This window comes from Pseudomonas sp. F1_0610 (assembly GCF_047470865.1).
Classification (GTDB): Bacteria; Pseudomonadota; Gammaproteobacteria; order Pseudomonadales; family Pseudomonadaceae; genus JAZDRH01.
In genome coordinates this window covers 36,899-58,449 of sequence record NZ_JAZDRH010000008.1, presented here as the reverse complement: position 1 = coordinate 58,449, position 21,551 = coordinate 36,899, and the positions used below count along the sequence as shown (strand labels likewise).

Annotated in this window: 21 protein-coding genes; 13 read left to right on the top strand and 8 right to left on the bottom strand. The window is 42.2% G+C overall.

The features are described 5' to 3' along the window. Nucleotides 1–21 precede the first annotated feature (21 nt). Nucleotides 22–696, bottom strand: coding sequence for a DUF3592 domain-containing protein (locus VQ643_RS06445; RefSeq protein ID WP_414198563.1), 675 nt, complete (start codon nucleotides 694–696; stop codon nucleotides 22–24). 192 nt (nucleotides 697–888) lie between these two features. Here VQ643_RS06445 and VQ643_RS06440 point away from each other — a divergent pair, with 192 nt between their 5' ends. Then, nucleotides 889–1,521 carry a hypothetical protein gene (locus VQ643_RS06440; RefSeq protein WP_414198561.1) on the top strand — a complete coding sequence of 211 codons (633 nt, stop codon included), beginning with the start codon at nucleotides 889–891 and terminating at the stop codon, nucleotides 1,519–1,521. 74 nt (nucleotides 1,522–1,595) lie between these two features. On the opposite strand, the gene serA is transcribed toward VQ643_RS06440, so the two are convergent. Next, complete coding sequence (gene serA, locus VQ643_RS06435; RefSeq protein WP_414198560.1) at nucleotides 1,596–2,828, bottom strand: phosphoglycerate dehydrogenase; 1,233 nt, start codon at nucleotides 2,826–2,828, stop codon at nucleotides 1,596–1,598. A 209-nt stretch (nucleotides 2,829–3,037) separates the two neighbouring features. On the opposite strand from serA, the gene VQ643_RS06430 reads away from it, so the two are divergent. The 4 genes from VQ643_RS06430 to VQ643_RS06415 all read left to right on the top strand — a co-directional run bounded on the left by VQ643_RS06430 (nucleotide 3,038) and on the right by VQ643_RS06415 (nucleotide 7,912). Beyond that, complete coding sequence (locus tag VQ643_RS06430) at nucleotides 3,038–4,441, top strand: FAD-binding oxidoreductase (RefSeq protein ID WP_414198673.1); 1,404 nt, start codon at nucleotides 3,038–3,040, stop codon at nucleotides 4,439–4,441. An 18-nt stretch (nucleotides 4,442–4,459) separates the two neighbouring features. Further along, nucleotides 4,460–5,134, top strand: coding sequence for a fumarylacetoacetate hydrolase family protein (locus VQ643_RS06425; RefSeq protein ID WP_414198558.1), 675 nt, complete (start codon nucleotides 4,460–4,462; stop codon nucleotides 5,132–5,134). After that, nucleotides 5,134–5,946 (top strand): bifunctional DNA-formamidopyrimidine glycosylase/DNA-(apurinic or apyrimidinic site) lyase, encoded by an 813-nt coding sequence (gene mutM / locus VQ643_RS06420; RefSeq protein WP_414198556.1) that lies wholly within the window; start codon nucleotides 5,134–5,136, stop codon nucleotides 5,944–5,946. Before VQ643_RS06425 ends, mutM begins: the two co-directional genes overlap by 1 nt. Nucleotides 5,947–6,010: 64 nt before the next feature. Further along, nucleotides 6,011–7,912 carry a Na/Pi cotransporter family protein gene (locus VQ643_RS06415; RefSeq protein WP_414198554.1) on the top strand — a complete coding sequence of 634 codons (1,902 nt, stop codon included), beginning with the start codon at nucleotides 6,011–6,013 and terminating at the stop codon, nucleotides 7,910–7,912. 46 nt (nucleotides 7,913–7,958) lie between these two features. On the opposite strand, the gene VQ643_RS06410 is transcribed toward VQ643_RS06415, so the two are convergent. Beyond that, a complete protein-coding gene (locus VQ643_RS06410) occupies nucleotides 7,959–8,210 on the bottom strand; it encodes a YfhL family 4Fe-4S dicluster ferredoxin (RefSeq protein WP_414198553.1) in 252 nt (83 codons plus the stop codon). A 111-nt stretch (nucleotides 8,211–8,321) separates the two neighbouring features. Next, nucleotides 8,322–8,801 (bottom strand): pantetheine-phosphate adenylyltransferase, encoded by a 480-nt coding sequence (gene coaD, locus VQ643_RS06405; RefSeq protein WP_414198551.1) that lies wholly within the window; start codon nucleotides 8,799–8,801, stop codon nucleotides 8,322–8,324. Between the two features lie 125 nt (nucleotides 8,802–8,926). On the opposite strand from coaD, the gene VQ643_RS06400 reads away from it, so the two are divergent. Continuing rightward, nucleotides 8,927–9,577 carry a hypothetical protein gene (locus VQ643_RS06400; RefSeq protein ID WP_414198548.1) on the top strand — a complete coding sequence of 217 codons (651 nt, stop codon included), beginning with the start codon at nucleotides 8,927–8,929 and terminating at the stop codon, nucleotides 9,575–9,577. 12 nt (nucleotides 9,578–9,589) lie between these two features. Here the strand turns inward: VQ643_RS06400 and VQ643_RS06395 are convergent, their stop codons facing one another. Then, complete coding sequence (locus tag VQ643_RS06395) at nucleotides 9,590–10,453, bottom strand: pirin family protein (protein ID WP_414198546.1); 864 nt, start codon at nucleotides 10,451–10,453, stop codon at nucleotides 9,590–9,592. Nucleotides 10,454–10,480: 27 nt separating this feature from the next. Beyond that, the gene (locus VQ643_RS06390; RefSeq protein ID WP_414198544.1) at nucleotides 10,481–11,083 is read right to left on the bottom strand and encodes an FMN-dependent NADH-azoreductase; all 603 of its coding nucleotides are present in this window, start codon (nucleotides 11,081–11,083) and stop codon (nucleotides 10,481–10,483) included. Between the two features lie 73 nt (nucleotides 11,084–11,156). Between VQ643_RS06390 and VQ643_RS06385 the strand changes: the two genes are divergently transcribed. The 5 genes from VQ643_RS06385 (at nucleotide 11,157) to VQ643_RS06365 (ending at nucleotide 15,263) form a co-directional block, all read left to right on the top strand. Then, complete coding sequence (locus VQ643_RS06385) at nucleotides 11,157–12,083, top strand: LysR family transcriptional regulator (protein WP_414198542.1); 927 nt, start codon at nucleotides 11,157–11,159, stop codon at nucleotides 12,081–12,083. Nucleotides 12,084–12,146: 63 nt separating this feature from the next. Further along, nucleotides 12,147–12,539, top strand: a complete 393-nt coding sequence (locus VQ643_RS06380; RefSeq protein WP_414198540.1) for a DUF4878 domain-containing protein — start codon at nucleotides 12,147–12,149, stop codon at nucleotides 12,537–12,539. 66 nt (nucleotides 12,540–12,605) lie between these two features. Next, nucleotides 12,606–14,357 (top strand): 30S ribosomal protein S12 methylthiotransferase accessory factor YcaO, encoded by a 1,752-nt coding sequence (gene ycaO / locus VQ643_RS06375; protein WP_414198538.1) that lies wholly within the window; start codon nucleotides 12,606–12,608, stop codon nucleotides 14,355–14,357. Between the two features lie 73 nt (nucleotides 14,358–14,430). Further along, complete coding sequence (locus tag VQ643_RS06370) at nucleotides 14,431–14,832, top strand: hypothetical protein (RefSeq protein WP_414198537.1); 402 nt, start codon at nucleotides 14,431–14,433, stop codon at nucleotides 14,830–14,832. A gap of 35 nt (nucleotides 14,833–14,867) precedes the next feature. After that, nucleotides 14,868–15,263 carry a hypothetical protein gene (locus VQ643_RS06365; protein WP_414198535.1) on the top strand — a complete coding sequence of 132 codons (396 nt, stop codon included), beginning with the start codon at nucleotides 14,868–14,870 and terminating at the stop codon, nucleotides 15,261–15,263. A gap of 45 nt (nucleotides 15,264–15,308) precedes the next feature. Here the strand turns inward: VQ643_RS06365 and VQ643_RS06360 are convergent, their stop codons facing one another. Both VQ643_RS06360 and VQ643_RS06355 read right to left on the bottom strand, forming a co-directional pair. Further along, nucleotides 15,309–16,307, bottom strand: coding sequence for a DUF4105 domain-containing protein (locus tag VQ643_RS06360; protein WP_414198534.1), 999 nt, complete (start codon nucleotides 16,305–16,307; stop codon nucleotides 15,309–15,311). Nucleotides 16,308–16,318: 11 nt separating this feature from the next. Further along, nucleotides 16,319–18,208, bottom strand: coding sequence for an esterase/lipase family protein (locus tag VQ643_RS06355; protein ID WP_414198532.1), 1,890 nt, complete (start codon nucleotides 18,206–18,208; stop codon nucleotides 16,319–16,321). A 216-nt stretch (nucleotides 18,209–18,424) separates the two neighbouring features. On the opposite strand from VQ643_RS06355, the gene VQ643_RS06350 reads away from it, so the two are divergent. Together VQ643_RS06350 and VQ643_RS06345 are read left to right on the top strand one after the other, a co-directional pair. Continuing rightward, nucleotides 18,425–19,753, top strand: coding sequence for a YdgA family protein (locus tag VQ643_RS06350; RefSeq protein WP_414198530.1), 1,329 nt, complete (start codon nucleotides 18,425–18,427; stop codon nucleotides 19,751–19,753). Between the two features lie 251 nt (nucleotides 19,754–20,004). After that, entirely contained in the window at nucleotides 20,005–21,501 is a 1,497-nt protein-coding gene (locus tag VQ643_RS06345) for a YdgA family protein (RefSeq protein ID WP_414198529.1), read from the top strand. Nucleotides 21,502–21,551 lie beyond the last annotated feature (50 nt).

Genomic DNA, 21,551 nt, shown 5'->3' with positions numbered 1-21,551 from the left:
CTATGCATTAAGTGGATATTTTTAACTGGCTAACTTGGGTAAAAAACCTAAATCAATATAGTGTTTTTTAGGATCGCTTGGGTCGATGTACACCCCAATAGTTTGCGATTCTTTGATATAAGGGTTTGGGTCAAACCAAATATAGTCACTTTTGAAAATATAGATCAAGTCGGATGTTGGACTTTTCCACTGGCAGCACAAAATATAGGGACTGCGATTATTGACAGCTACATTTCCAAACTCAGTTCCAGTAAATGTCGCTTGTACTAAAGTTCCTGAACTTTTGAGTCTTTTATTTTGGCTATTTTTGCGTGAGAAAATTACAAAAGGCACTGCTCCAATTAAGAAAAGAATGCCACCAATACCCGCTAATATCGTGGAACCAAGCCATAGCGATGTGAAGCCATCAATTTCAATTTTATTAAGGTTAGACGGGTCATAATAAACGGTGACTTTCTCGCCTACATAGTAGCTTGGTGGGCTAGATGAAACAGAAGATTTATAGGTGTGCTCATTACCGTTCTGATCAATAAAAGCAACACGTGGTGCTTTAGTATCTGAGCCTACCAGCTCAATAACGGTACCTTCTGTTTGCGTTGCCGTATTTAGGAAGTTTTTAGTGCCATTAATGAAATAGCCAGCTAATCCAAGTAGAGCTGCGCCTAACAGGGCAATTATAAAAAAAGCTTTACGCATAACTTAATAGTCCTCAGTAGATGTAGATCAACCATAAAAGATCTACAAAGTAAATATATGCTCTAAGTCGTTAAAAGTATAAATTGAATGACTAGAATTGTAGTGAAACATATCTGCGCTAAGCAGTTATAGTGGCGAGTAACAGCATACTCATCAGAGAGTATAGCAGCAGCGAAATAAGGATTAAGCAAAATGGAAAAACTATTAATAATATTAAGTATATTGGGTTTGGTTGGATGCTCAGCGTTGGATACAGGCCGTTGCTATTATGGTGAGGTGCCACAGAAATATTTAAAAGATCATCAAGGGCAATTTATTGATAAAACAGGACTACCTACAAAGCAGCCTATTATTAATCCTGAGTACCAAAATTATGTCAAATGCTATGGTATTCAACAGACACCAACAGGTTTGCCGTTAAATAGCCCAATTAATCAGCTACTGAATATATCCTATCAGGTAGCAGGCAAGCACTATGTTTTGGCAGGTGAACGACAAATTAAAAGGCAGGGCGGTTATATTCACAGCACCTTTACTACAACTGATGATAAAACGCTTATCACTCAGGAAATTTTTACCTATCAAGGGCCTAGACCATTCCAGCAACGCTTTTTAGCCGATATCAATGCACAAGAAGGCCATTTTACGGCTCATACTCAGGCAGGCGTAAATTATATTCTGGGTAAGAATAACCATAATTTGCATGTTATTTATATTGTTAAAGCGGTGTTAGAAAACGAAATAGCAATAGTGCAATTTATGTCTAAGGAACCACTAACAGATGAGACTATTGCGCAGTTAGTGCAAGACTTAAATAAAATTTAATAGTTAAGTTATGGTTAAAATGCTAAATAAAACGCCTGATATAAATCAGGCGTTTTTTGTACTACAACAGTTTCTTAAGAGAATAAGATGCGGCAGCGCATAGTGCCTTTAACATGCTGTAGTTTTTCGTAAGCATCGGCTGCAACCGCTGCATCAACATCAATTACTACATAGCCAACGCTATCATTGGTTTGTAGAAATTGACCTGATACGTTGATGTTGTTATCAGCAAATACTTTGTTAATTTCACCCATAACGCCAGGGATATTCTTGTGAATATGTAGGATACGGTGCTTGCCAGGATGCGCAGGTAAGGCTAACTCTGGGAAGTTTACAGAAGATACAGAAGTACCGTTATCGCTGTACTTAACTAGCTTTTCTGCTACTTCAAGACCAATATTCGCTTGAGCTTCTTGGGTTGAACCGCCTACGTGTGGCGTTAGAATTACGTTATCAAACTTACGCAGTGGGCTTTCAAACTCTTCGCCGTTAGCACGAGGCTCAACAGGGAATACGTCGATAGCAGCACCTGCTAGGTGACCGTCTTCTAGCACTTTAACTAGGTCTTCAATGACAACTACAGTGCCACGAGCGGCATTCAGTAGGATTGAGCCTTTCTTCATGGTGCGTAGTTCTTTTTCACTAATCATCCACTGAGTAGAAGGTAGTTGTGGAACGTGCAAAGACACAATATCAGCTAAAGCTAATAGCTCTTTTAAGCTACCAACTTGCTTAGCATTACCGTAAGGCAACTTGGTGACTACATCGTAGTAGTAAACGTCCATACCTAGCGCTTCTGCTAGTACAGAAAGCTGCGTGCCAATAGAGCCGTAGCCGATAATCCCAAGTTTTTTACCGCGGATTTCATAGGAACCAGATGCGCTCTTCATCCAACCACCACGGTGGCAGGAAGCGTTCTTCTCCGGAATACCACGTAATAGCATAATAGCTTCAGCCAGAGCGAGCTCTGCTACCGAACGAGTATTTGAGAATGGCGCATTGAAAACGGCGATGCCGCGCTCACGCGCTGCGTTTAAGTCAACTTGGTTGGTACCGATACAAAAGCAGCCCACAGCAACTAGCTTCTCTGCACAGTCGAAGATTTCTTCGGTCAGCTGTGTGCGAGAGCGAATACCGATGAAATGAGCATCACGGATCTTTTCTTTGAGCTCATCTTCTGGTAAAGAACCTGCTAGGTATTCAATATTTGAATAACCTGCGGCATGCAGCGTATCTACAGCATTTTGGTGTACGCCTTCTAGAAGTAGAAAGCGAATTTTGCTTTTATCAAGCGACGTTTTGCTCATCTGCGTAAACCTGTTTATCGAGGTGAATGGCAAATTGGTGGACAGTGGTAACTGACCGGATCGGCAAATAATTTTATTAGCCGGCCCGGGAATCGGCGAAAAGCACGACTAGCGGGATGCTGCCTATGCTAACATATACTAAAAAGAAAACAGCCTGAATAATTATGAAGGATATTCACGCTGTGGATGAACCACACGAGACTAAAGAAATGACAAACCTTGCGTTAATTGAAGAATTAAAAAGTTTATTGGATGACGGCAAAGTCCTTACGGACGCCGAGTCGCTAGAAGCGCATGGAAAGGATTGGACCAAACATTTTGCTCCAGCTCCATTAGCAATTGCATTCCCACGCACCACAGAACAAGTACAGGCGATTGTGCGTTGGGCAAATGAACGCAAGGTGGCCCTAGTGCCCTCTGGCGGTCGTACTGGTTTATCCGCCGCTGCCGTTGCGGCTAACGGTGAGGTTGTAGTTTCCTTCGACTACATGAATAAAGTATTGAGCTTTAACGAATATGATCGTACTGCAGTATGTCAGCCTGGTGTGGTGACTGAGCAACTGCAGAACTTCGCGGAAGAAAAAGGTTTGTACTATCCTGTTGATTTTGCCTCAGCAGGCTCTAGCCAAATTGGTGGCAACATTGGCACTAATGCGGGTGGTATCAAGGTAATTCGTTACGGCATGACGCGTAACTGGGTAGCTGGCTTAAAAGTAGTTACTGGGAAAGGTGACATTCTTGAGCTCAACAAAGGGCTGGTAAAAAACGCCACTGGCTATGATATGCGTCAATTATTTATTGGCGCCGAAGGCACATTGGGCTTTGTAGTCGAAGCAACTATGCAGCTAGACCGTGCACCCAAAAACTTAACTGCATTGGTATTAGGTTTGTCTGACTTTGATGCCATCATGCCTGTTATGCATGCGTTTCGTAGCAAAATCGATCTAACTGCTTTTGAGTTTTTCTCTGACAAAGCCTTAGCTAAAGTACTAGCACGTGGTGATGTGCCGCCGGCGTTTGAAACAGAATGCCCGTTCTACGCATTGCTGGAGTTTGAAGCGACCAGCGAAGAGGTATCTAACACCGCTCTTGAGCTATTTGAGCATTGTGTTGAGCAAGAGTGGGTGTGGGACGGCGTGATGAGCCAAAGCGAGCAGCAATTAGAGAATCTGTGGAAACTACGCGAGTATATTTCAGAAACGATTTCTCATTGGACGCCTTACAAAAACGATATTTCCGTCACTGTGAGTCAAGTACCTGCGTTCTTGCGTGAAATTGATGAGGTGGTAGAGAAAAACTACCCTGATTTTGAAGTGGTATGGTTTGGCCATATTGGTGATGGCAACTTGCACTTAAACATCTTAAAACCAGAAACTATGGAAAAAGATGAATTCTTTGCAAAATGCGCCACGGTTAACCAGTGGGTGTTTGAAATTGTGCAAAAACACAATGGCTCAATTTCTGCTGAGCATGGCGTTGGCATGACCAAACGCGATTACTTGCAATACAGTCGCAGTGAAGAAGAAATTGCCTATATGAAAGCCATTAAGGCAGTGTTTGATCCAAACGGCATTATGAACCCAGGAAAAATTTTCGCGCCTGAGTCTAACTAATTTCTTTGAGGGAGTGTTATGAGCTATCAACACCGCTATACAGATGGCACACGTATTCATTTTCCAGTGGGCAAAGTGGTATGTGTAGGTCGTAATTATGCTGAGCATGCTAAAGAACTGAACAACCCTGTGCCGACGGAACCGTTACTCTTTATTAAGCCAGGAAGCTGCGTGGTTTGTCCTGAGGGCGGTTTTAGCATACCTACTGATCGCGGTGTTGTGCATTATGAGGCAGAAATTGGCGTCTTAATTGGCAAACCGTTGTCGCGCAAACCTGACAACGAAGAAGTATTAGATGCCATTTCAGGCTATGCCGCAGCGCTAGATTTAACCCTGCGTGATGTGCAGAGTAAGCTCAAAGAAAAAGGCTTACCTTGGGAGCTGGCAAAATCCTTTGATGGTGCCTGTGTGTTAACTGCGTTTATTCATAGTGATGAAGTAGGCGACTTAACCGATATGGGTATTCGTTTAAGCATTAACGGTGAAGTGCGTCAAGACGGCAATAGCCGCGATATGCTTAACCCAATCATCCCATTAATTCAGCACATTGCAGGCAACTTTAGTTTGCAACCTGGGGATGTGGTGCTTACAGGTACGCCAGTAGGTGTTGGTCCACTCAACATAGGCGATACTTTGGCATTGTCTTTAGTGGGTCATACTGAAACGCAAATGAAAGTGTTGGCGCGCAGTTAATGCCAGAACTTCCTGAAGTAGAAACAACGCGGCGCGGAATAGCGCCGCATCTTATTGGTCAGCGTGTGCAGCAGGTGATTGTGCGTAATAGTCGCTTACGCTGGCCAATTCCTGAAGATTTAGATATTCGCCTTTCTGGCCAGTCTATTACAGAGGTTGAACGGCGCGCTAAATATCTTTTGATTCACGCGCAAGTGGGTACTTTGATTTGCCATTTAGGCATGTCTGGCAGTTTACGTATGGTGAGTGCAGATACGCCAGCGGCTAAGCATGAACATGTGGATATTGTTTTAAATAACGGTATGGCGCTGCGTTATACCGATCCTCGCCGCTTTGGTGCCATGCTGTGGGATCATGAGCCTCTCAAGCACAGCTTGCTAGCCAATTTAGGCCCAGAGCCTCTATCTGAGGAGTTTACAGGGCTACGTCTGTATCAGTTATCGCGCAAGCGAACAATGTCAGTTAAACCCTTTATTATGGATAACGCTATTGTAGTGGGTGTGGGAAATATTTATGCATCTGAAGCATTATTTGCAGCGGGTATTGATCCACGCCGTGAAGCAAAAAGTATTTCCAAGGCACGCTATGTACGTTTGGCAGAAGAAATAAAGCGTATTTTAGCCATAGCCATTGAACGTGGTGGCACTACATTACGCGATTTTGTAGGGGGCGATGGTAAGCCTGGCTATTTTCAACAGGAACTTAATGTTTACGGACGCACAAATCAGCCTTGTCTAGTGTGTGCTCGATCACTTCGTGAAGTGAAACTAGGGCAACGCTCTAGCGTATTCTGTCCAAACTGCCAAAAATAAAAAACTTTGGTTCGCATGAATAATCATGCGATTTCGGCTTGCTAATTTGGGCAGGAATGCATGTATGCAGAAAGTTAAAGCGCTCGTATTGCCGTTAATTATTCTTATTGGTTTATCCCTGAGTTTTTTCTATAGCACATCATGGATGACGCTATGTGCGGGTCTAGCACTGTTCTTATTTGGCATGCAATGCCTTGAGGAAGGTTTAAAACAGCTAGCAGGTGGCAAATTAGAAATATTGCTGGCAAAAAGTACTGAAACCAAGTTTAAAAGCTTTTTATTTGGCGCTGGTGGTACCAGTGTTTTGCAATCAACCACCTTAATGTCGTTGTTGACAGTTGCTTTTTTAAGTACAGGCTTGCTGCACTTTTCTAGCTCTATCGCTATTTTAATTGGTATTAACTTAGGCACAGTGCCTGGCATGTGGTTGCTGGCCGCTGCAGGGCAAAACTTTAGCCTGAGTGTGCTAGCGTTACCGCTATTAGTTTTTGGTGTATTAGCTGGTTTTACAGGGAGCAAAGGAAAAGCTGCCGGGCGCATTGTATTAGGGATCGCCTTTATTTTTCTTGGCATTGAAAACATTAAAAATGGTTTTAATGAACTGGGCGATGCAATAGATCTTACTTCTGTCTCTGAAACAGGCTGGTTAGGCTCCCTCTTATTTGTGGGCATTGGTATTTTATTAACCGCTGTTTTGCAGTCTAGCCATGCCACTATGATTTTAATTTTGGCAGCGCTGGCAACTAATCAAATTGATTTAACCCAAGGCATGGCAGCGGCTATTGGTGGCAACCTCGGTAGTAGTGTGACCACTGCCATTATGGGCTGGCTGGGTGGCAATCGTAGTGGGCAAAAGCTAGTGTTAGCGCATGTGATTTTTAACCTTATTACAGGCATTGCCTGTTTTGCGCTGCTGACGCCTCTTGCTTGGCTATGTGTCTGGCTTATGAGTTTGTTAGGGCTAGGTGAAAATACCTTGCTGCAACTGGCACTGTTTCAAACTTTTTTTGGCATTATTGGCTTTATGTTATTTTGGCCAACGCAAGATATGTTAGTACGCTTTTTGGAGCGTATACGTCCAAACAAAGAAGAGCCTGCGGTACTTATTGAGCCAGAAGTTGCTAGCCAAGCGGCAGAAAGTGCAGAGTCAGTGGTAGCCATGCCGGAGCCAATACATGCACGCTATTTAGACAAAGCGGCATTGTCCTCAGTAGATACAGCCATGCGTGCTATTGTCATGGAGTTAAAACATCTAGGGCGCTTAAGCCTTGAGGTGATCTGCCACGCACTCTATCAGCCTGTTGAGCAGCTCACTAACCCTAGTATTGATGATGCTATTTTACATGCTCGGCCTCATGCGCAAGGGGTGGATGCACAAATCTTGTATCAGCAATACATTAAAAGCGTTTATGCCGATATCTTAGATTTTATGAGCCGCGTGAATATTGATTTTGAAATCGACGAAGATCACCAGCGTTTTTGGGTTACCTGTCAAATAGCGGCTTTACAGTTGGTGGATGCAGTGAAAGATGCCAAGCACTTACAGAAAAATCTTGGGCATTATTTACGTGAGGGAGAGGCTGTTATTCACAATGAATACATAGAGTTACGCAGCCATTTAATGTGGGTATTACGGCAAATTCGTGAGCTTGGCGTGAGTGAAGATATGCCAGAAGATATGTGGTTAAGCCGTCTGGAATGGGTGGACTCAGAAGCTGCTAATTTTGATGCTAAATTCCGCGCAGATTTATTTACGGATGTGCGTGAACAAAAAATTAGCAGTATGCAAGCCAGTTCATTAATGAATGACTTAGGCTATTGCAGCCGTATTATTCAAGGTTTACGCAATGTGATGAAGCTGGGCTTTGACCAAGAAAGCTTCTTACGAGGAACGCCTGCTGGCGCAACGGCAAAAACCTCAGATAAAACTCTTCAACAAGAAATTGACCCACTGACCGCTGAGTAGAAACAAAAATGCCTTCGTTAAGAAGGCATTTTTTATTGCTTACTGGTTAGGCTTTGCCAGTAATAATCAAGTACTTCTGCATCAGTTCATCTTTGCTTTCCACGTTGTTTTCATCATGTGGAATACAATCGACAGGACAAACTTGCTGACATTGCGGCTCATCATAGTGCCCAACGCATTCGGTGCAGAGATTTGGATCAATCTCATAAATCTCTTCGCCTTGAGAGATAGCGTTATTCGGACATTCTGGCTCGCACACGTCGCAGTTAATGCAGTCGTCAGTGATTGTGAGAGACATGCTCAAACTCCTCGTGTCTCAACAATGAGACAAGAAATAGATATCAACAAGCAAATTATCCCTCAACTAGAGAAAAAACACACCTAAAGTTCTGGGCATGCTTGTTTTACATCAGTTTTTAAAACGATCGCGAAGCGCTTTCTCAACTTCGGGGTGAACAAATTCCGTAATATCGCCACCAAGTGCGGCAATTTCGCGCACTAATGTCGAAGATATAAAGGAATACTTTTCTGATGGGGTTAGGAACATGCTTTCAACATTGGGTACAAGTTTGCGATTCATGTTCGCTAATTGAAACTCGTATTCAAAGTCTGAAACAGCCCGTAAACCACGAACAAAAGCAGTTGCACCAATGTCTTTAACAAAATGCGCTAATAGGTTGCTAAAACCTACTACCTGCACGTTAGGCAGATGTGCTGTTACCGTTTTGGCTAAAGCAACGCGTTCTTCTAAGCTAAATAGTGGTTTCTTTTTGGGGCTAGCTGCAACTGCAATGATCACTTCATCAAACAAACGAGCAGCACGTTCAACAAGGTCGGCATGCCCTAATGTAATAGGATCAAATGTGCCAGGATAGAGTACGCGGGTCATCGTACGTCCTTTTGCTTTTATAAAAGTGGGCGAATAGTAGCGCACAGCGCTGCGACACGCAAAGAATACTAATGTAGTTGTTCAATTCTAATCATTGCAAGTAGCTAGGGAAAAGGTATTAAAAGATGCAAATAAATGAAGCAAAAAAGTTACTAGCAACGGTTTTTGGTAAGCTGAAAACAGCTAATACGTTAGCCTGTTTAGACAGCATTATGGATGTACATAGTGTGTTAAAAAATAATCAACTAGATCGCACTAAATACCCAGAGCTAGAAGGTCTTACGCTTAGTGATAAAGAGATAGAGACATTATGCGATGAGTATTTTGTTGAGGGCATTTTAAAATTGGATGTTAAGACACAGCTGATAACGCCTCTAGAAAAGCTGTTCTATGCTGTCCTATGGAAAAATGGTGATCTTGTAAAAATAAAACATATTGTGCGAGGCGCTAAAGAGGCAGGGCATAATCAACCACTAAATGCAAAAACAGGATTAGTGTTTAACCAATTGGGACGCCACCTAGTAAATGAGCTAGAAGTTATTGTTGACCAGCATGTATTACGTGCATTTGTTTGCTTTCGTCATATAGATCAAGAAGATTCAGTCTTTGTTGGTTTCTGTAAACAGGGCACCTCTTTAAGTAATTTAAGGGGCATACAAGAGTATAAAGATTGGATCAAACAAAATATTCAGGTGCAACAACCTGATTTTTTAAGGCGTGTAGATGAAATTCTATTTGCACTGGGTAAGGCTATTAAAGTAAAAAAGGGGCTTTAAGCCCCTTGCTAATTAGCCGAACAAGCCGTTTCTATAGTCATTTACTGCTTGGTAAATCTGCTCTTTATTGTTCATGACAAACGGACCATATTGTTCGATAGGCTCGTTTAGCGGTTTACCTGCCACTAACAAAATTCGACTGTCTTCTTTTGCCGTAAAAACCACACCATCAGCTTGTGTAGCTGGGGCGAAAATGCCCATTTGCTGTGCTTTAAGGGGTTGCCCTTGTACATCAATTTCACCTTCGTAAACTTGGGCGAAAATAGTAAATGCGCTACCAATGGCTTGGGTGAATGTTTCACCTTGTTTTAGATGGATATCTAAAATTAAAGGCTCAGTGGTTGGCCGAGAAACCGCCCCTTGCACGCCATGGCTTTGGCCCGCGATGACTATGACTTCACCACCGTTTGCAGTTGCAAAGCGTGGTAAATCTTGCGCTTGGAAATCTTTATACCAAGGCGCATCCATCTTGTTAGCGGCGGCTAGGTTGGTCCACAGTTGAAAACCTTGCATTATGCCTTCTTTTTGCTGTGGAATCTCCGAGTGCACTACGCCACGGGTCGCACTCATCCACTGCATGCCACCTGTTTCTAACAACCCTTCATTACCTTGGCTATCGCGATGGAGCATACGCCCTTTAATCATGTAGGTCATGGTTTCAAAACCACGATGAGGATGATCAGGAAAGCCTGCAATGTAGTCATCAGGATCATCACTACCAAAGGCATCCAGCATTAAAAAGGGGTCTAAACGCCGTTGTAAGTGGTGGCCAAAGAAACGGGTCAGTTTTACACCTGCACCATCGGAAGTAAGTTGTCCTTGAACAATTTGCTCTATGGTGCGAGCTTGTGTAACGACTTCAGCTTGAGTTTTCATGCTGTTCTCCTGAGGTGCAGAGGCTAATTAGGCAACGTATTGAGCAATTTCTTGCTCAGCAACTGCCCAGCCTTTGGCTTTCATTTCATCGCCCATTTGTAAGCCTTCAGCATAGATAGGCTGTACGTCGGTAATGCCAACAAAGGCGAGCACTGCGCGTAAATACGTAATTTGTGAGTCACGATCGCTATCACGGTAAACACCACCACGAGCAAAGGCTAAATACACTTTTTTGTTTTTTAATAAGCCTTCTACAGTGCCATTTTCGGTATAGCGAAAAGTTACGCGGGCACGGCAAATAGCATCAATCCAGCTTTTCAGTTGTGCAGGTATGCCAAAGTTATACATAGGCACGCCAATTACATAGACATCATGCTCTTGCACTTCTTTAATCAATACGTCATCGCGGGCAACACGTGCTTGTTGCTCAGCAGTACGTTGTTCTTCTGGTGTAAATAACGCAGCCAACCCCGCAGGATCAACGACATCAGCAGGTGTTATGCTTAAATCGCGCACACTATGTGTAGCTTGGCTGTTTTTAGCCAGCAAGGCTTGGCTGATTTGATTAGCTAACTTTGTTGAATTGCCGTTATTGCCTTGAGCGCTGGAGTTGATTTGTAAAATTTTCATTCAATGATCTCGATTCTGTGTAAAACTTGGGATTATTCTATATCTGGATTTAACACTTGATTAGAGGGTCTAAATGGGTATCAATGTTTCAAATTTGGAACAATTAAGTGCGGATGACCTTATTATTTTTGCCGCTGTGGTGGAAGCCAGTAGCTTTACACAAGCCAGTGAGCAGCTAAAAATGCCTAAATCGACGGTTTCTCGTCGTATCAGTCTGCTAGAAGAGCAGATGGGGGAGCGGCTATTATTACGCACTACCAGACGTCTATCGGTAACAGAGCTAGGAGAGCAAGTACTAGAACATGCCAAACATATCGCGCATGAATTACAAGCAGCCCAAGATTTAGGTTTGCATCGTCAAGCACAGCCTTCCGGTCGGTTGCGCGTGTCTATGCCGAGTGATTTTGCCAATTTAATGTTGGTTGACATGTTAGCGGCCTTTACCGCCATGCACCCTAAGGTGCTGTTAGAAATAGATCTTTCGGCCCGTCGGGTTGATTTACTCAGTGAGGGCTTTGACGTCGCCGTGCGTATGGGCGCGTTACCTGATGATTCACTGTTAGTAGCCAAGCATCTGTTAGATGTGTCATTTGGTTTGTATGCAGCTCCTAGCTATATTTATGAGCATGGTGAGCCACAAACGCCAGATGAGCTATTTCATCATCAGGCCGTGCGGCTGCTAGCCCGCACTGGCGAGCCAGCTGCTTGGGACTTGTGCTGTGGTGAAGAACGTTGGAAACATGTTCCGCCAGGGCAACTAACCGCTAATTCACTAGAAATTCTTATGCGTTTGGGCAAAGCAGGGCGAGGCATTATTGCGGTGCCAGAAGACTATGTCACGCCTGACATACTGCAAGGTAAACTAGTACGTATTCTGCCTAAATGGTGTTTTCCCAGTAGTCCAGCATGGGCTGTTTATCCTGGACGTAAATTACTACCAGCCAAAACACGCGCCTTTTTAGATATGCTTTACTCTGCGTTACAGAAAGATAGACTGTGACAAGTTTTATATATAATCCTTATGCTAGAGTTCAGGTGAATAGTCTGTCAGGGGAACAGTCTTATGCTGCGTCTGAAATCGTGCTTTGTATTTGTGTTGCTCCTACTAACAGGACAGGTACTTGCTTCACCTGAGTTTGTCTCCGAAAGCTTTATCCGTGCAGCCGCCGCTGGCGATACCGCTACTGCCGAAAGTTTTGTCTATATGCAAAACACAGAAGCAGGCGTACTCACAACGCTGCCTATTGCCAAAATTGTTGATGTTATGGTGCAAAAAGCCCAAGCCGTATCTGCCAGTAAAGGCGGCTTAACCAGTATTAAAACTAGCCAAGTTACTTATATTGAAGAAGGCAAACGCGCTCGTGCGCAAATTCAACTTGAGTTTGCAGACGGCACACGTGATAGCGACTCACTACGTTTAGTTAATATTCAAGGGCAATGGAAAGTGGAAATTTAATCCACCGCACGAGGGTTACGTATATACTCTGAGCTTATTGTTATTTTAGCTGAGAGTGCCTTTCGCATGCAGACGTTTATCCCTGGCAAAGATGCCGCCCTAGAAGATAGTATTGCCCGTTTCCAATCTCAGCTCTCAGCCTTGGGCTTTACTATTGAAGAAGCTTCATGGCTGAATCCTGTGCCTAATGTGTGGTCAGTGCATATTCGTGATACGCAATGCTCTTTGTGCTTTACCAATGGTAAAGGTGCGACCAAAAAGGCTGCACTGGCGTCAGCACTGGGTGAGTATCTTGAGCGTCTTTCCTGTAACTATTTCTTTGCAGATTATTATTTAGGCAAAAAAATTGCAGAAGGGGATTTTGTACACTATCCCCAAGAAAAGTGGTTTGCTATTCCTGCTGATGATAGTTTGCCAGAAGGCATTTTAGACGAGGCTCTACGTGAGTTCTATGATCCAGAAAATGAACTAACAGCCAGTAACCTAGTAGATATTCAATCGAATAATGCTCAGCGGGGTATTTGTGCGCTGCCTTTTGTGCGCCAAAGTGATCAGCAAGTGATTTATATTCCAATGAATATTATTGGTAATCTTTATGTGTCAAACGGCATGTCGGCGGGAAATAATCCTACGGAAGCTCATGTGCAAGCTATGTCTGAAATTTTTGAGCGTAGTGTCAAAAACCGTATTTTATGTGAAGGCATTAGCCTGCCTGAAATTCCAGAAGCTGTTTTAGCGCGTTATCCACAGGTACAAGAGTCAATAGCCGCATTAGAAAACCAAGGTTTCCCTATCTTTGCTTACGATGCCTCTTTAGGTGGCGAGTTTCCAGTTATTTGTGTTGTGCTGTTCAACCCAAATAATGGCAGCTGCTTTGCTTCTTTTGGTGCCCACCCAGACTTTGGTGTTGCTTTAGAGCGTAGCGTAACTGAGTTACTGCAAGGGCGTAGCTTGAAACAGTTGGATGTGTTCCCTGAGCCTACCTTTGATAACGAGCAAGTAGCCGACTACACCAACCTTGAAACACACTTTACGGATTCTAGTGGTTTAGTATCTTGGGATTTATTTAAAGAAGAAGCTGATTATCCATTTGTTGACTGGAGCTTTAAAGGTTCAACGCAAGAAGAGTTTGCTAACTTAATGGCGATTTTTTCGGCTAATAATGCCGAAGTCTATATTGCTGATTATAACCATCTGGGCGTAGATGCTTGCCGTATTCTGGTGCCTAGCCTGTCAGAAATCTATCTGACAGAAGACCTCACCCTAGCAAACAATAATATGGGGCAGCATTTACGTGAAACGCTCTTAAATTTGCCGACTACAGCGTGGGATGAAGAGCAGTATTTAGCTTTAATTGAGCAGCTAGATGCAGAAGGCTTTGATGATGCTGTGCTTATCGGTGAATTATTAGGGCTGGCGTTTGGTTCAGATAATGCGTGGAGTAGCTTACGCATCGGTGAGCTAAAATCCATGCTGGCTTTAGCCGGTGGTGACCTTGACACTGCTTTGTCATGGGCAGAATGGGCGCAGGCATTTAATGAATCAGTCTTTAGTGCGCAGCGCCACAATTATTATCGCTGCCTAATTCAGCTCTTAAACTTAGCTTTGGATGAAGAGCGTGATTATCAGCAGTACTTACCTGCTTTTGCCAGAATGTATGGTGAAGATGTATTAGAAACTGCACTTGATCATATAGAAGGTGAGCAACGTTTCCATGGATTATTCGCTATCCATGAGGATTTTAGCAATTTACCCATGCACGCAGCGTTACTTGCCGCCTACGAAAAGTTGCAGCTCGCTAAATCTAACGCTATTTAAACTATTTTGTTGAAGTGGTCAGGCTCGCTGATAGGCTGTTATGTCAGCGGGCTGCAAACAAGGGAGAAGTTGTGTGTTAACTCAAAGCAAAATCTTTATTAGCTTGTTTTTAATGCTGTTGCTGAGTGCATGTTCACAGCCTGTAACAGAAACACCTGAAGCTTTAGTTCAGGCTTATCAAGAAGCCGTTGTGACACAGGATACGCAAAAAGCTGCGTTGCTTTTCTATGTTTCAGATAAAGATGTACCCCAAGAGTTAATTGGCTTAATTAGCCAAGGGCTACAGTTAAAATTCAACCAGCTATTGGCTGAACATGGGCCGTTAGCTTCTATTGAGTTAGCTGATATTCAGTATGCAGCCGACAATACTCAGGCTATTGCTCAAGTGATCTTTATTTATGCCCACGATAAAAAAATTAAGGAACAATGGCTACTGCAAAAAAGTCAAAATAATTGGAAAATAAAGATTGAATAACTAACCGTTGTTTAACTTTTGAACGAGAAGTAAAGATGAAATTAAAACTGTTTGTAAGTGCGTTAGTGGCTATTTTTGTATTAACAGGTTGTGGTGGGAATCAAGATACGCCAGAACAACTATTTAGCGATTTAGAAGCTAGAGTGATCAACAATAATACCAAGGATGTGCTCGGATTAATTTACTTTCCTGAAGGTACTTCAGAAGAGGTACTGCAAAATGTTGAAAGGGCTTTTTCAGAAAATATTGAGTATGAAAATAGTAAAAATGGTGGTATTAAGTCAATGAAGCTCAGCAGTATTGAATACAGTGAAGATAAACTGAGCGCCGATGTTACTTTGCTTATAATCTATAAAAATAATAAAACCCATACCGAAAAAGGGATGTTGATTAAAGATAATGGGCAGTGGAAGATTAAATATAACTTCTAAGGTGTTTGTATAAAAAGCCCAGCTCTATGAACTGGGCTTTTTTGATTAAGGCGTTTGCCAGCCAGGTACATCTCGGCGAATGTCCTGTGAATAAGTATTTAAATTCATAGCGGCTTTAGAACGCGTATTAATTAAGCCTTTTTGTGTTAATTCTTCTAATGGTACGTCTTTTGCGTAAAAACCGTTAAGGTCTTGCACATACTCAGGTAAGTAACCTGTCGCCAACACACGATAGTCAAAAGGCATTTTTCCAGAGATATGCTCCATCATGTCAAACACTATCGTTGTGCAGTTGGCTGTGATGGTATGATAGAACTGTGGTTGTTCGACCAAATCATTGGCTTTCTTAATATAAGCCGTAAATAGTTGGCGCATGGTTTCTTTTGGCATATTGAGGCGATACAAATAGGTATCTTCGCCACGCACATTAGGGCGTACACCAACCGCATCACGCTCATCCGTGGCAATAATGCTAAGTTCGTAAGCTTTGAAAAATCCAGCAAGCGAATCAAAAGATTGCCCTTTGGTTTTGCGAATTTCAACGGTAAAGGTAATGAACTGCCCATCACTAAAACCAAAGGTTACCAAAACATGGGCAATGGCCTCGATTCCCCAGTGTGAGGTAAAGAGGTCAATAGATTGAATTTTAGTAAGGTCATAGGTGCGTGTTTCCCATTTGGGAATATAGGCATCTTCCGCACGCCATTTAAAGTTGCGCACGTTATGCACAGTAACTAGATTGCCTTTAACTTCCCCCGAGGCCATGTGCATCACGTCGTCAGCCCAATCTTTTTCGTGTGTTGGTTTAATACTGCTCCACCAGAGCAACAACATACAGAACATCAGTAAGAAATAGCCGAAGTTAATCAGATAACGTTTACGCCACAAACTAAATAAAGACAGCAGGCTAAGAATTGACCATAGTGCAATTAACGCACGCGTCCAAATAGGCTCCAAAGGTTCTTGATAATGCAAGGCTAAAGCGCCCCATATACTCATTACTAGGAGGGTGAGTGACAGCAAAATGCGAAGTATCAAAGCCATGATGTTCATATTTAAGGGTTGCTAGGAGGAGTAAGTTGGAGTAGGTGTTCATGCAGAATACGTCGAATCTCAATAATGGCCTGCGGCGTTTCTTGCACACTGTGCCATGACGGAATCACCACTTCTGAAGCAGCACCTGGCAAATGTGAACTTTGGTAAGGTACAACGCCATCACTACTCTCTTCTAAAGGAACTTTTGGTGTGTAGTTGCCAATAATAGAATGATAAGTCACTTTAGGTGAAATGCTAATTTGGCTAGACACACGGATAAAAAAGTCTTGATTGCTTAAATTATCAATACTATTGAAAGAACGGTTCAATGGTTCAGTACTGGTTGAGGTCGGTGATACTAAAATCTGCCCTATCTCTTTAAGGCGCCCCATTACTGAAACAGGTAATTTAATAATATTGGAAGCCCAACGCGCCATACGATTTTCTGCAAAAGGCGTGCCTTGATGCGGCGCCGCTACAAAAATAGAACGAGTAACACCTGTTAAAGGCTCAAAGTACAGATAAGGCTCTATTTTAGCTCGCTCTTTTTCTATTTTTTTGGCGCGTTTAGGGTACTGTTCTAGTAATGCATTCCATACACCATCGCCAGAAGATGAAGATAGCAAGCGCGCTAAAATACCGCCCATGCTATGGCCTAGCAGCACTATATCTTGTGATGCAGGAGCTGTGCCTTGTGGGTCAAAGTGTTTAAAAGTAGCTGTTATGGCTTGATGCACTTCCAAATTGTTAATTGGAATAGGCATATTGGTTGGATAATACACCTGCCAAATCTGGTAGCGTTGACGAAGTTGCTCATCACCTAAGATCTCATTGGCAACGTTAATCCAGGCTTCTGGGCTGCTGGCCAAACCGTGCAGCATAATTAACACCTTACGATTAGGATCATAGGGCTGCATTAAGTAAACCCTTGGGCTTTCTAATGCTTCGCCACGGCCAATGAGCGTCAATAATGCTTGGCTAGAGAAGCCAGAACGAGCCAGCCATAAACCGTAACCTGAGGTAAAGTTAGCCGCAAGAGGTACACTTTTGCCAGCCAAAACAATATGCGAGGTTTGGTATGGGTCAAATACTTCTAAGATAACCTCGTGGGTGTTTAACACTTCAGCTAAGGATTCACCAGTAAAACGCAATACCGTAGTCACTGCTGGAAAAGGGGTTTCACTATAAGGTATATCTGCATTTTGATTAGAAACTACCTTCTTAGCTGTTACAGCCACCAGCTCGGCGCCTACGCCATCACGCCGATATTGATTGCGTAAACCTTGAAACGTCAGTGAGCCAGCAGGGATCAGCTCACTAGGCAGCTCTTGCCCCTCAGGTAGACTGTAATTTAAACGCCCAATAATTGACCAACGACCAGAGTCTAAGGCAAATTCTTGACGGCTGCCAAAGTCTTTATCAATTTGCTTGTAGTAGTACTTAAATAGGCCAGTGGAGGCTTGTTGTGAGGCAAAGTTATAGTAATCGCGCACCTGTGTTTGGCGATCTTCTAAGGCTCTATCCCGTGTATCACGCTGGGTCATAAATAAATAAGCATAGGCAAAACGAGCGCTTTCAATGTAAGCATCAACTTGAGCAGCATGGCTTAAAGAGGCGTTCGTATTGTTTTTCAGCGCCAGATTTAGCCAAATCTCAGAAAGTGAGGACAGACGCTGTTCATTGGCTAAACCAGCACTACTTAAAATCTTAGCTTGGCAATCAAGGATGTTTTTTAAACAGACATCAGTTGTTACATCAATAATTCTTAGGGCATTAATAGTGGCCCCACTAAGCTGGTTAGTGGTTAAGACATCGCCTCGACGGCTTGAAATGTAGTCTTTATTACTAACAGAGCCTACTTTTACACCAGCACAGCCGGCCAAAAGGCAGGTACCTACAAATAACAGCACGAAGCGCTTTAAAAATGACATAGTAATAAGTAGTGGAAGGTAATTAAGAGTTAAATATCGATTGTTTCACAATCGTTCACAGTATTGTACGCTAAATTAGGTGATCGACTAGCTGCTTTTCGTGAGTAAATATAAGCAATTTTTATAAAGAATGCCTTTAAACAGCTATTTAATATCAGTAGTTATGCTGACTAGTTTTAACATGTGGAGCAAAGGATGAGCAAAAAAATTATTGTTGCATTAGGTTTGGTAGCTATGAGTTATATAGGTGCAACGTGGTTTTTCGGTGTAAAAACAGAAGAGACGTATGGCAAAACCATTGAACAAATGAATGAGCAATTAGCGGGCTTAGCTTTACCTGAAGGCACCAAGGTGACTATTGTTTTAGATAGTTATACACGTCATTTCTTTTCATCCGATGCTTTACTAAAAGTGAATATTACAACACAAGGCAGTGAAGCCCCTGGATTTGAATATAAAGAGCATATTAGTCACGGCCCATTACCTGTTTCAGGTTTAATTCGTGGTGAGTTGATGCCCGTTTTAGCTAGAGCTCAAGGTGTATTGGCTGAATCACAAGTGAGTCAACAATGGTTTGAAGAAATAGAGGCTAAAGGTGGCTTACCCTTAACAAGTGTGACACGCATAGGTTTTAATGCTAGAGGTAAAAGTCAAATTAAAGTGTTAATGCTAAATGAGTTAGCAGAACTAACTCCAATTGACATCGAGTTAAACTACGACTTGCTGGCGCATAATCTTGAAATTAAAGGGTATATTGCGCAATTACATTTAGCCAAAAAAATGGCGCGTCAGTATGAAACTGACATTAAAAATATGGCTTGGCAATTACAGATAACAGGCTATGGTGGAGAAACACCAAAAACTACCTTAGCTATCAAGTTTGATCAATTAGCTGTTGATAAAAAGCTAATGCTAAATAACTTTGAATTTAACGCCAGCGAACAAGTTAAAGAAGGATTATCATCCTTTAAGGCATCGCACAAGATTGAAAAAATTCTTTTAGGTGAAGCTGATTTAGGTACTTCGTATAGCTCACTTAAAGCGGATAACTTAAATATTACGGCTTTAACTAAAATAGCTACCGACCAAGCCGAACAGCGTGATGTAGCCGCATTCTTGGTGCCCAAACCAAGCTTTAGTGTAGGGCCTAATGTATGGGAAAGTAGCTCAGGACGCTTTGTACTAGAAGCCGATGCCAACTTCATACTGGATAAAAAAGCCAAAGGCGACTTGATTACACTACTGGGTAAATTTACGCCCAAGGCGCACTTGAAGCTGAGCTTATCTCGAGACTTGGTAGAAGATCTGCTCAAAAAACAGAATGAATTTCATCAATACAGCGCTGTCGTAGATATGAGCTTTTTTGATGACTACGTTGCAAAACTACAAGAAGATGAGCTAGTCGTTTGGGATGGCAAAACAGTCTCAGTGGATTTTGCGCTCGATAACGAGCAAGTCACCTACAATAAAGAGACTATGGGTTTTGAAGATTTTATTATTAGTCTTTATACCAAGCTGCGTTAGGCGGTTAGGATAAGAAGTATAAAGCCGGCATTCAGTTGCTGGCTTTTTTATGCCTCAAAGCAATGTAAAGGTTCAATCTACATAGATAAAAAGCTTATCTAGGACAACTCCAAAATTAATTAGCATAGCTAATGTGCTAGCTACTCTTAAGTGGATTAATCACGCGCTGTATGGCAGCTTAAAAAGCATAGTATTTGTCAGCTTAGCGTTTATACTAAGTACTTTAAAAATTGTTACATATTGAGGCGTACATGGGCAAGAAATCAATTGTCGCGTTAGCTGTGGTTGCTGCAGGTTATTTAGGTACTACATGGTTTTTAGGTGAAAAAACAGAAGAAGCATACCGGCAAACAATAGGTGAGGTTAACCAACAGCTGGCTAGCTTCGCCAGCATTACGCCAGAAATTCAATTTTCTGTTGAAATTAAAGAATACAACCGCGGTTTTTTTTCATCTGATGCTGTCTTTGAGATCGGTGTAGGCAATGGTAATGATAAAAGCTCCTTTGAATATAAAGAGCATATTGAGCATGGCCCGTTACCTTTTGAAGGTGTAATGCGTGGAGAACTAATGCCTGTACTGGCGCGTGCGCAAGGTCAGTTAGTTGAAAATGAAAGTATTAAAGAATGGTTTGATCTTGTGGCCAAGCAAGGAAATATCCCAGTTAATACAGTTACTTATATTGGTTTTAATACCAAAGGCCGTACAGAAATTAATTTTTCGCCAATTGACGTTGAAGAAAACTTCAGTAGTGTAAAGTTAAGCCCAGCACATTTCACGATTAATTATGATTTATTAGCACGTGACTTTAATATTGATGGTGCATTGCCTAGTTTTGTCATGAACGAAGTAAAAGGTGATGATGAAACCAAGGTTAATATGACAATTGAGAATATTAAGTTAACCACAGCTGCCGTTGGTTATGGATTACCCAACGGACATAATGTTACTGATTTTCAAATTGATAAAATACAGCTAGACAACACCGCTGTTTTAACCAATCTAACAGTGGACAGCACTGAAAAAGTTATTGATGGCATATCTAACATAGTAGCTAACTACAATATTGAACACGTAAAGTTTAAAGAATATGACGTGGGTTCAATGAAAGCTGGTATTAGAATTTCTCGCTTTAATCGAGCAGCTGTCGATAAGTTACAACGCCTTTACATGAGATCTGCGGATAATGCAGCCGCGATGAATATAGTGGGCGAGTTGTTGACACCAAAACCTGAGTTTAGCCTTGATAATTTTCACTGGAAAAATAACTCAGGCGAAATAAATTCAAGCTTATCAGTACAGTTTTCTATGATTGACTTGGCTAAGGTAGAGAGCTCCATCGTTGGTATTGTCATGGGGTTAGTACCTCATGCTAGCTATAAAATGGAGTTTTCACGTGATATGCTAGCTGATCTTTTAGCTTTTGCAGAAAAAGAAACAGGTGAAAGTGCTGAAGCGCAATTGGCAATGTTTGATGTTTTTACTGCTATTTTAAGCGAGGAAAAACTTGTCACGTTAAAAGACAATAAAGTGCTGGTCGATTTTACGTTAGATAACGGCAAGGTAACGCTCAATGGTGTAGAAATGACGCTACAAGAGTTGGCCGACAAACTACAGAGAATGGCTGGTTTATCTCAATTGGACCAGGCTGCTGAAGGTGCTGAAACGGTTGAAGACTTCGAGGACTGGGAAGGCTACGACGAGCCAATGACAGAAACAGAAGCAATAGAGCAAGCGCCTCTGCAATAAGAAACAAAAGCCACGTTATATAACGTGGCTTTTTTACACATATAAAGAAC

Coding starts and splice junctions, on each gene's coding strand:
- VQ643_RS06385 (WP_414198542.1), top strand. CDS start 11,157: ATGGGTATCAATGTTTCAAATTTGGAACAATTAAGTGCGGATGACCTT.
- mutM (WP_414198556.1), top strand. CDS start 5,134: ATGCCAGAACTTCCTGAAGTAGAAACAACGCGGCGCGGAATAGCGCCG.
- VQ643_RS06415 (WP_414198554.1), top strand. CDS start 6,011: ATGCAGAAAGTTAAAGCGCTCGTATTGCCGTTAATTATTCTTATTGGT.
- VQ643_RS06425 (WP_414198558.1), top strand. CDS start 4,460: ATGAGCTATCAACACCGCTATACAGATGGCACACGTATTCATTTTCCA.
- VQ643_RS06365 (WP_414198535.1), top strand. CDS start 14,868: ATGAAATTAAAACTGTTTGTAAGTGCGTTAGTGGCTATTTTTGTATTA.
- ycaO (WP_414198538.1), top strand. CDS start 12,606: ATGCAGACGTTTATCCCTGGCAAAGATGCCGCCCTAGAAGATAGTATT.
- VQ643_RS06400 (WP_414198548.1), top strand. CDS start 8,927: ATGCAAATAAATGAAGCAAAAAAGTTACTAGCAACGGTTTTTGGTAAG.
- VQ643_RS06445 (WP_414198563.1), bottom strand. CDS start 696: ATGCGTAAAGCTTTTTTTATAATTGCCCTGTTAGGCGCAGCTCTACTT.
- VQ643_RS06390 (WP_414198544.1), bottom strand. CDS start 11,083: ATGAAAATTTTACAAATCAACTCCAGCGCTCAAGGCAATAACGGCAAT.
- VQ643_RS06395 (WP_414198546.1), bottom strand. CDS start 10,453: ATGAAAACTCAAGCTGAAGTCGTTACACAAGCTCGCACCATAGAGCAA.
- VQ643_RS06440 (WP_414198561.1), top strand. CDS start 889: ATGGAAAAACTATTAATAATATTAAGTATATTGGGTTTGGTTGGATGC.
- VQ643_RS06360 (WP_414198534.1), bottom strand. CDS start 16,307: ATGGCTTTGATACTTCGCATTTTGCTGTCACTCACCCTCCTAGTAATG.
- coaD (WP_414198551.1), bottom strand. CDS start 8,801: ATGACCCGCGTACTCTATCCTGGCACATTTGATCCTATTACATTAGGG.
- VQ643_RS06430 (WP_414198673.1), top strand. CDS start 3,038: ATGACAAACCTTGCGTTAATTGAAGAATTAAAAAGTTTATTGGATGAC.
- VQ643_RS06410 (WP_414198553.1), bottom strand. CDS start 8,210: ATGTCTCTCACAATCACTGACGACTGCATTAACTGCGACGTGTGCGAG.
- VQ643_RS06350 (WP_414198530.1), top strand. CDS start 18,425: ATGAGCAAAAAAATTATTGTTGCATTAGGTTTGGTAGCTATGAGTTAT.
- VQ643_RS06380 (WP_414198540.1), top strand. CDS start 12,147: ATGCTGCGTCTGAAATCGTGCTTTGTATTTGTGTTGCTCCTACTAACA.
- VQ643_RS06345 (WP_414198529.1), top strand. CDS start 20,005: ATGGGCAAGAAATCAATTGTCGCGTTAGCTGTGGTTGCTGCAGGTTAT.
- serA (WP_414198560.1), bottom strand. CDS start 2,828: ATGAGCAAAACGTCGCTTGATAAAAGCAAAATTCGCTTTCTACTTCTA.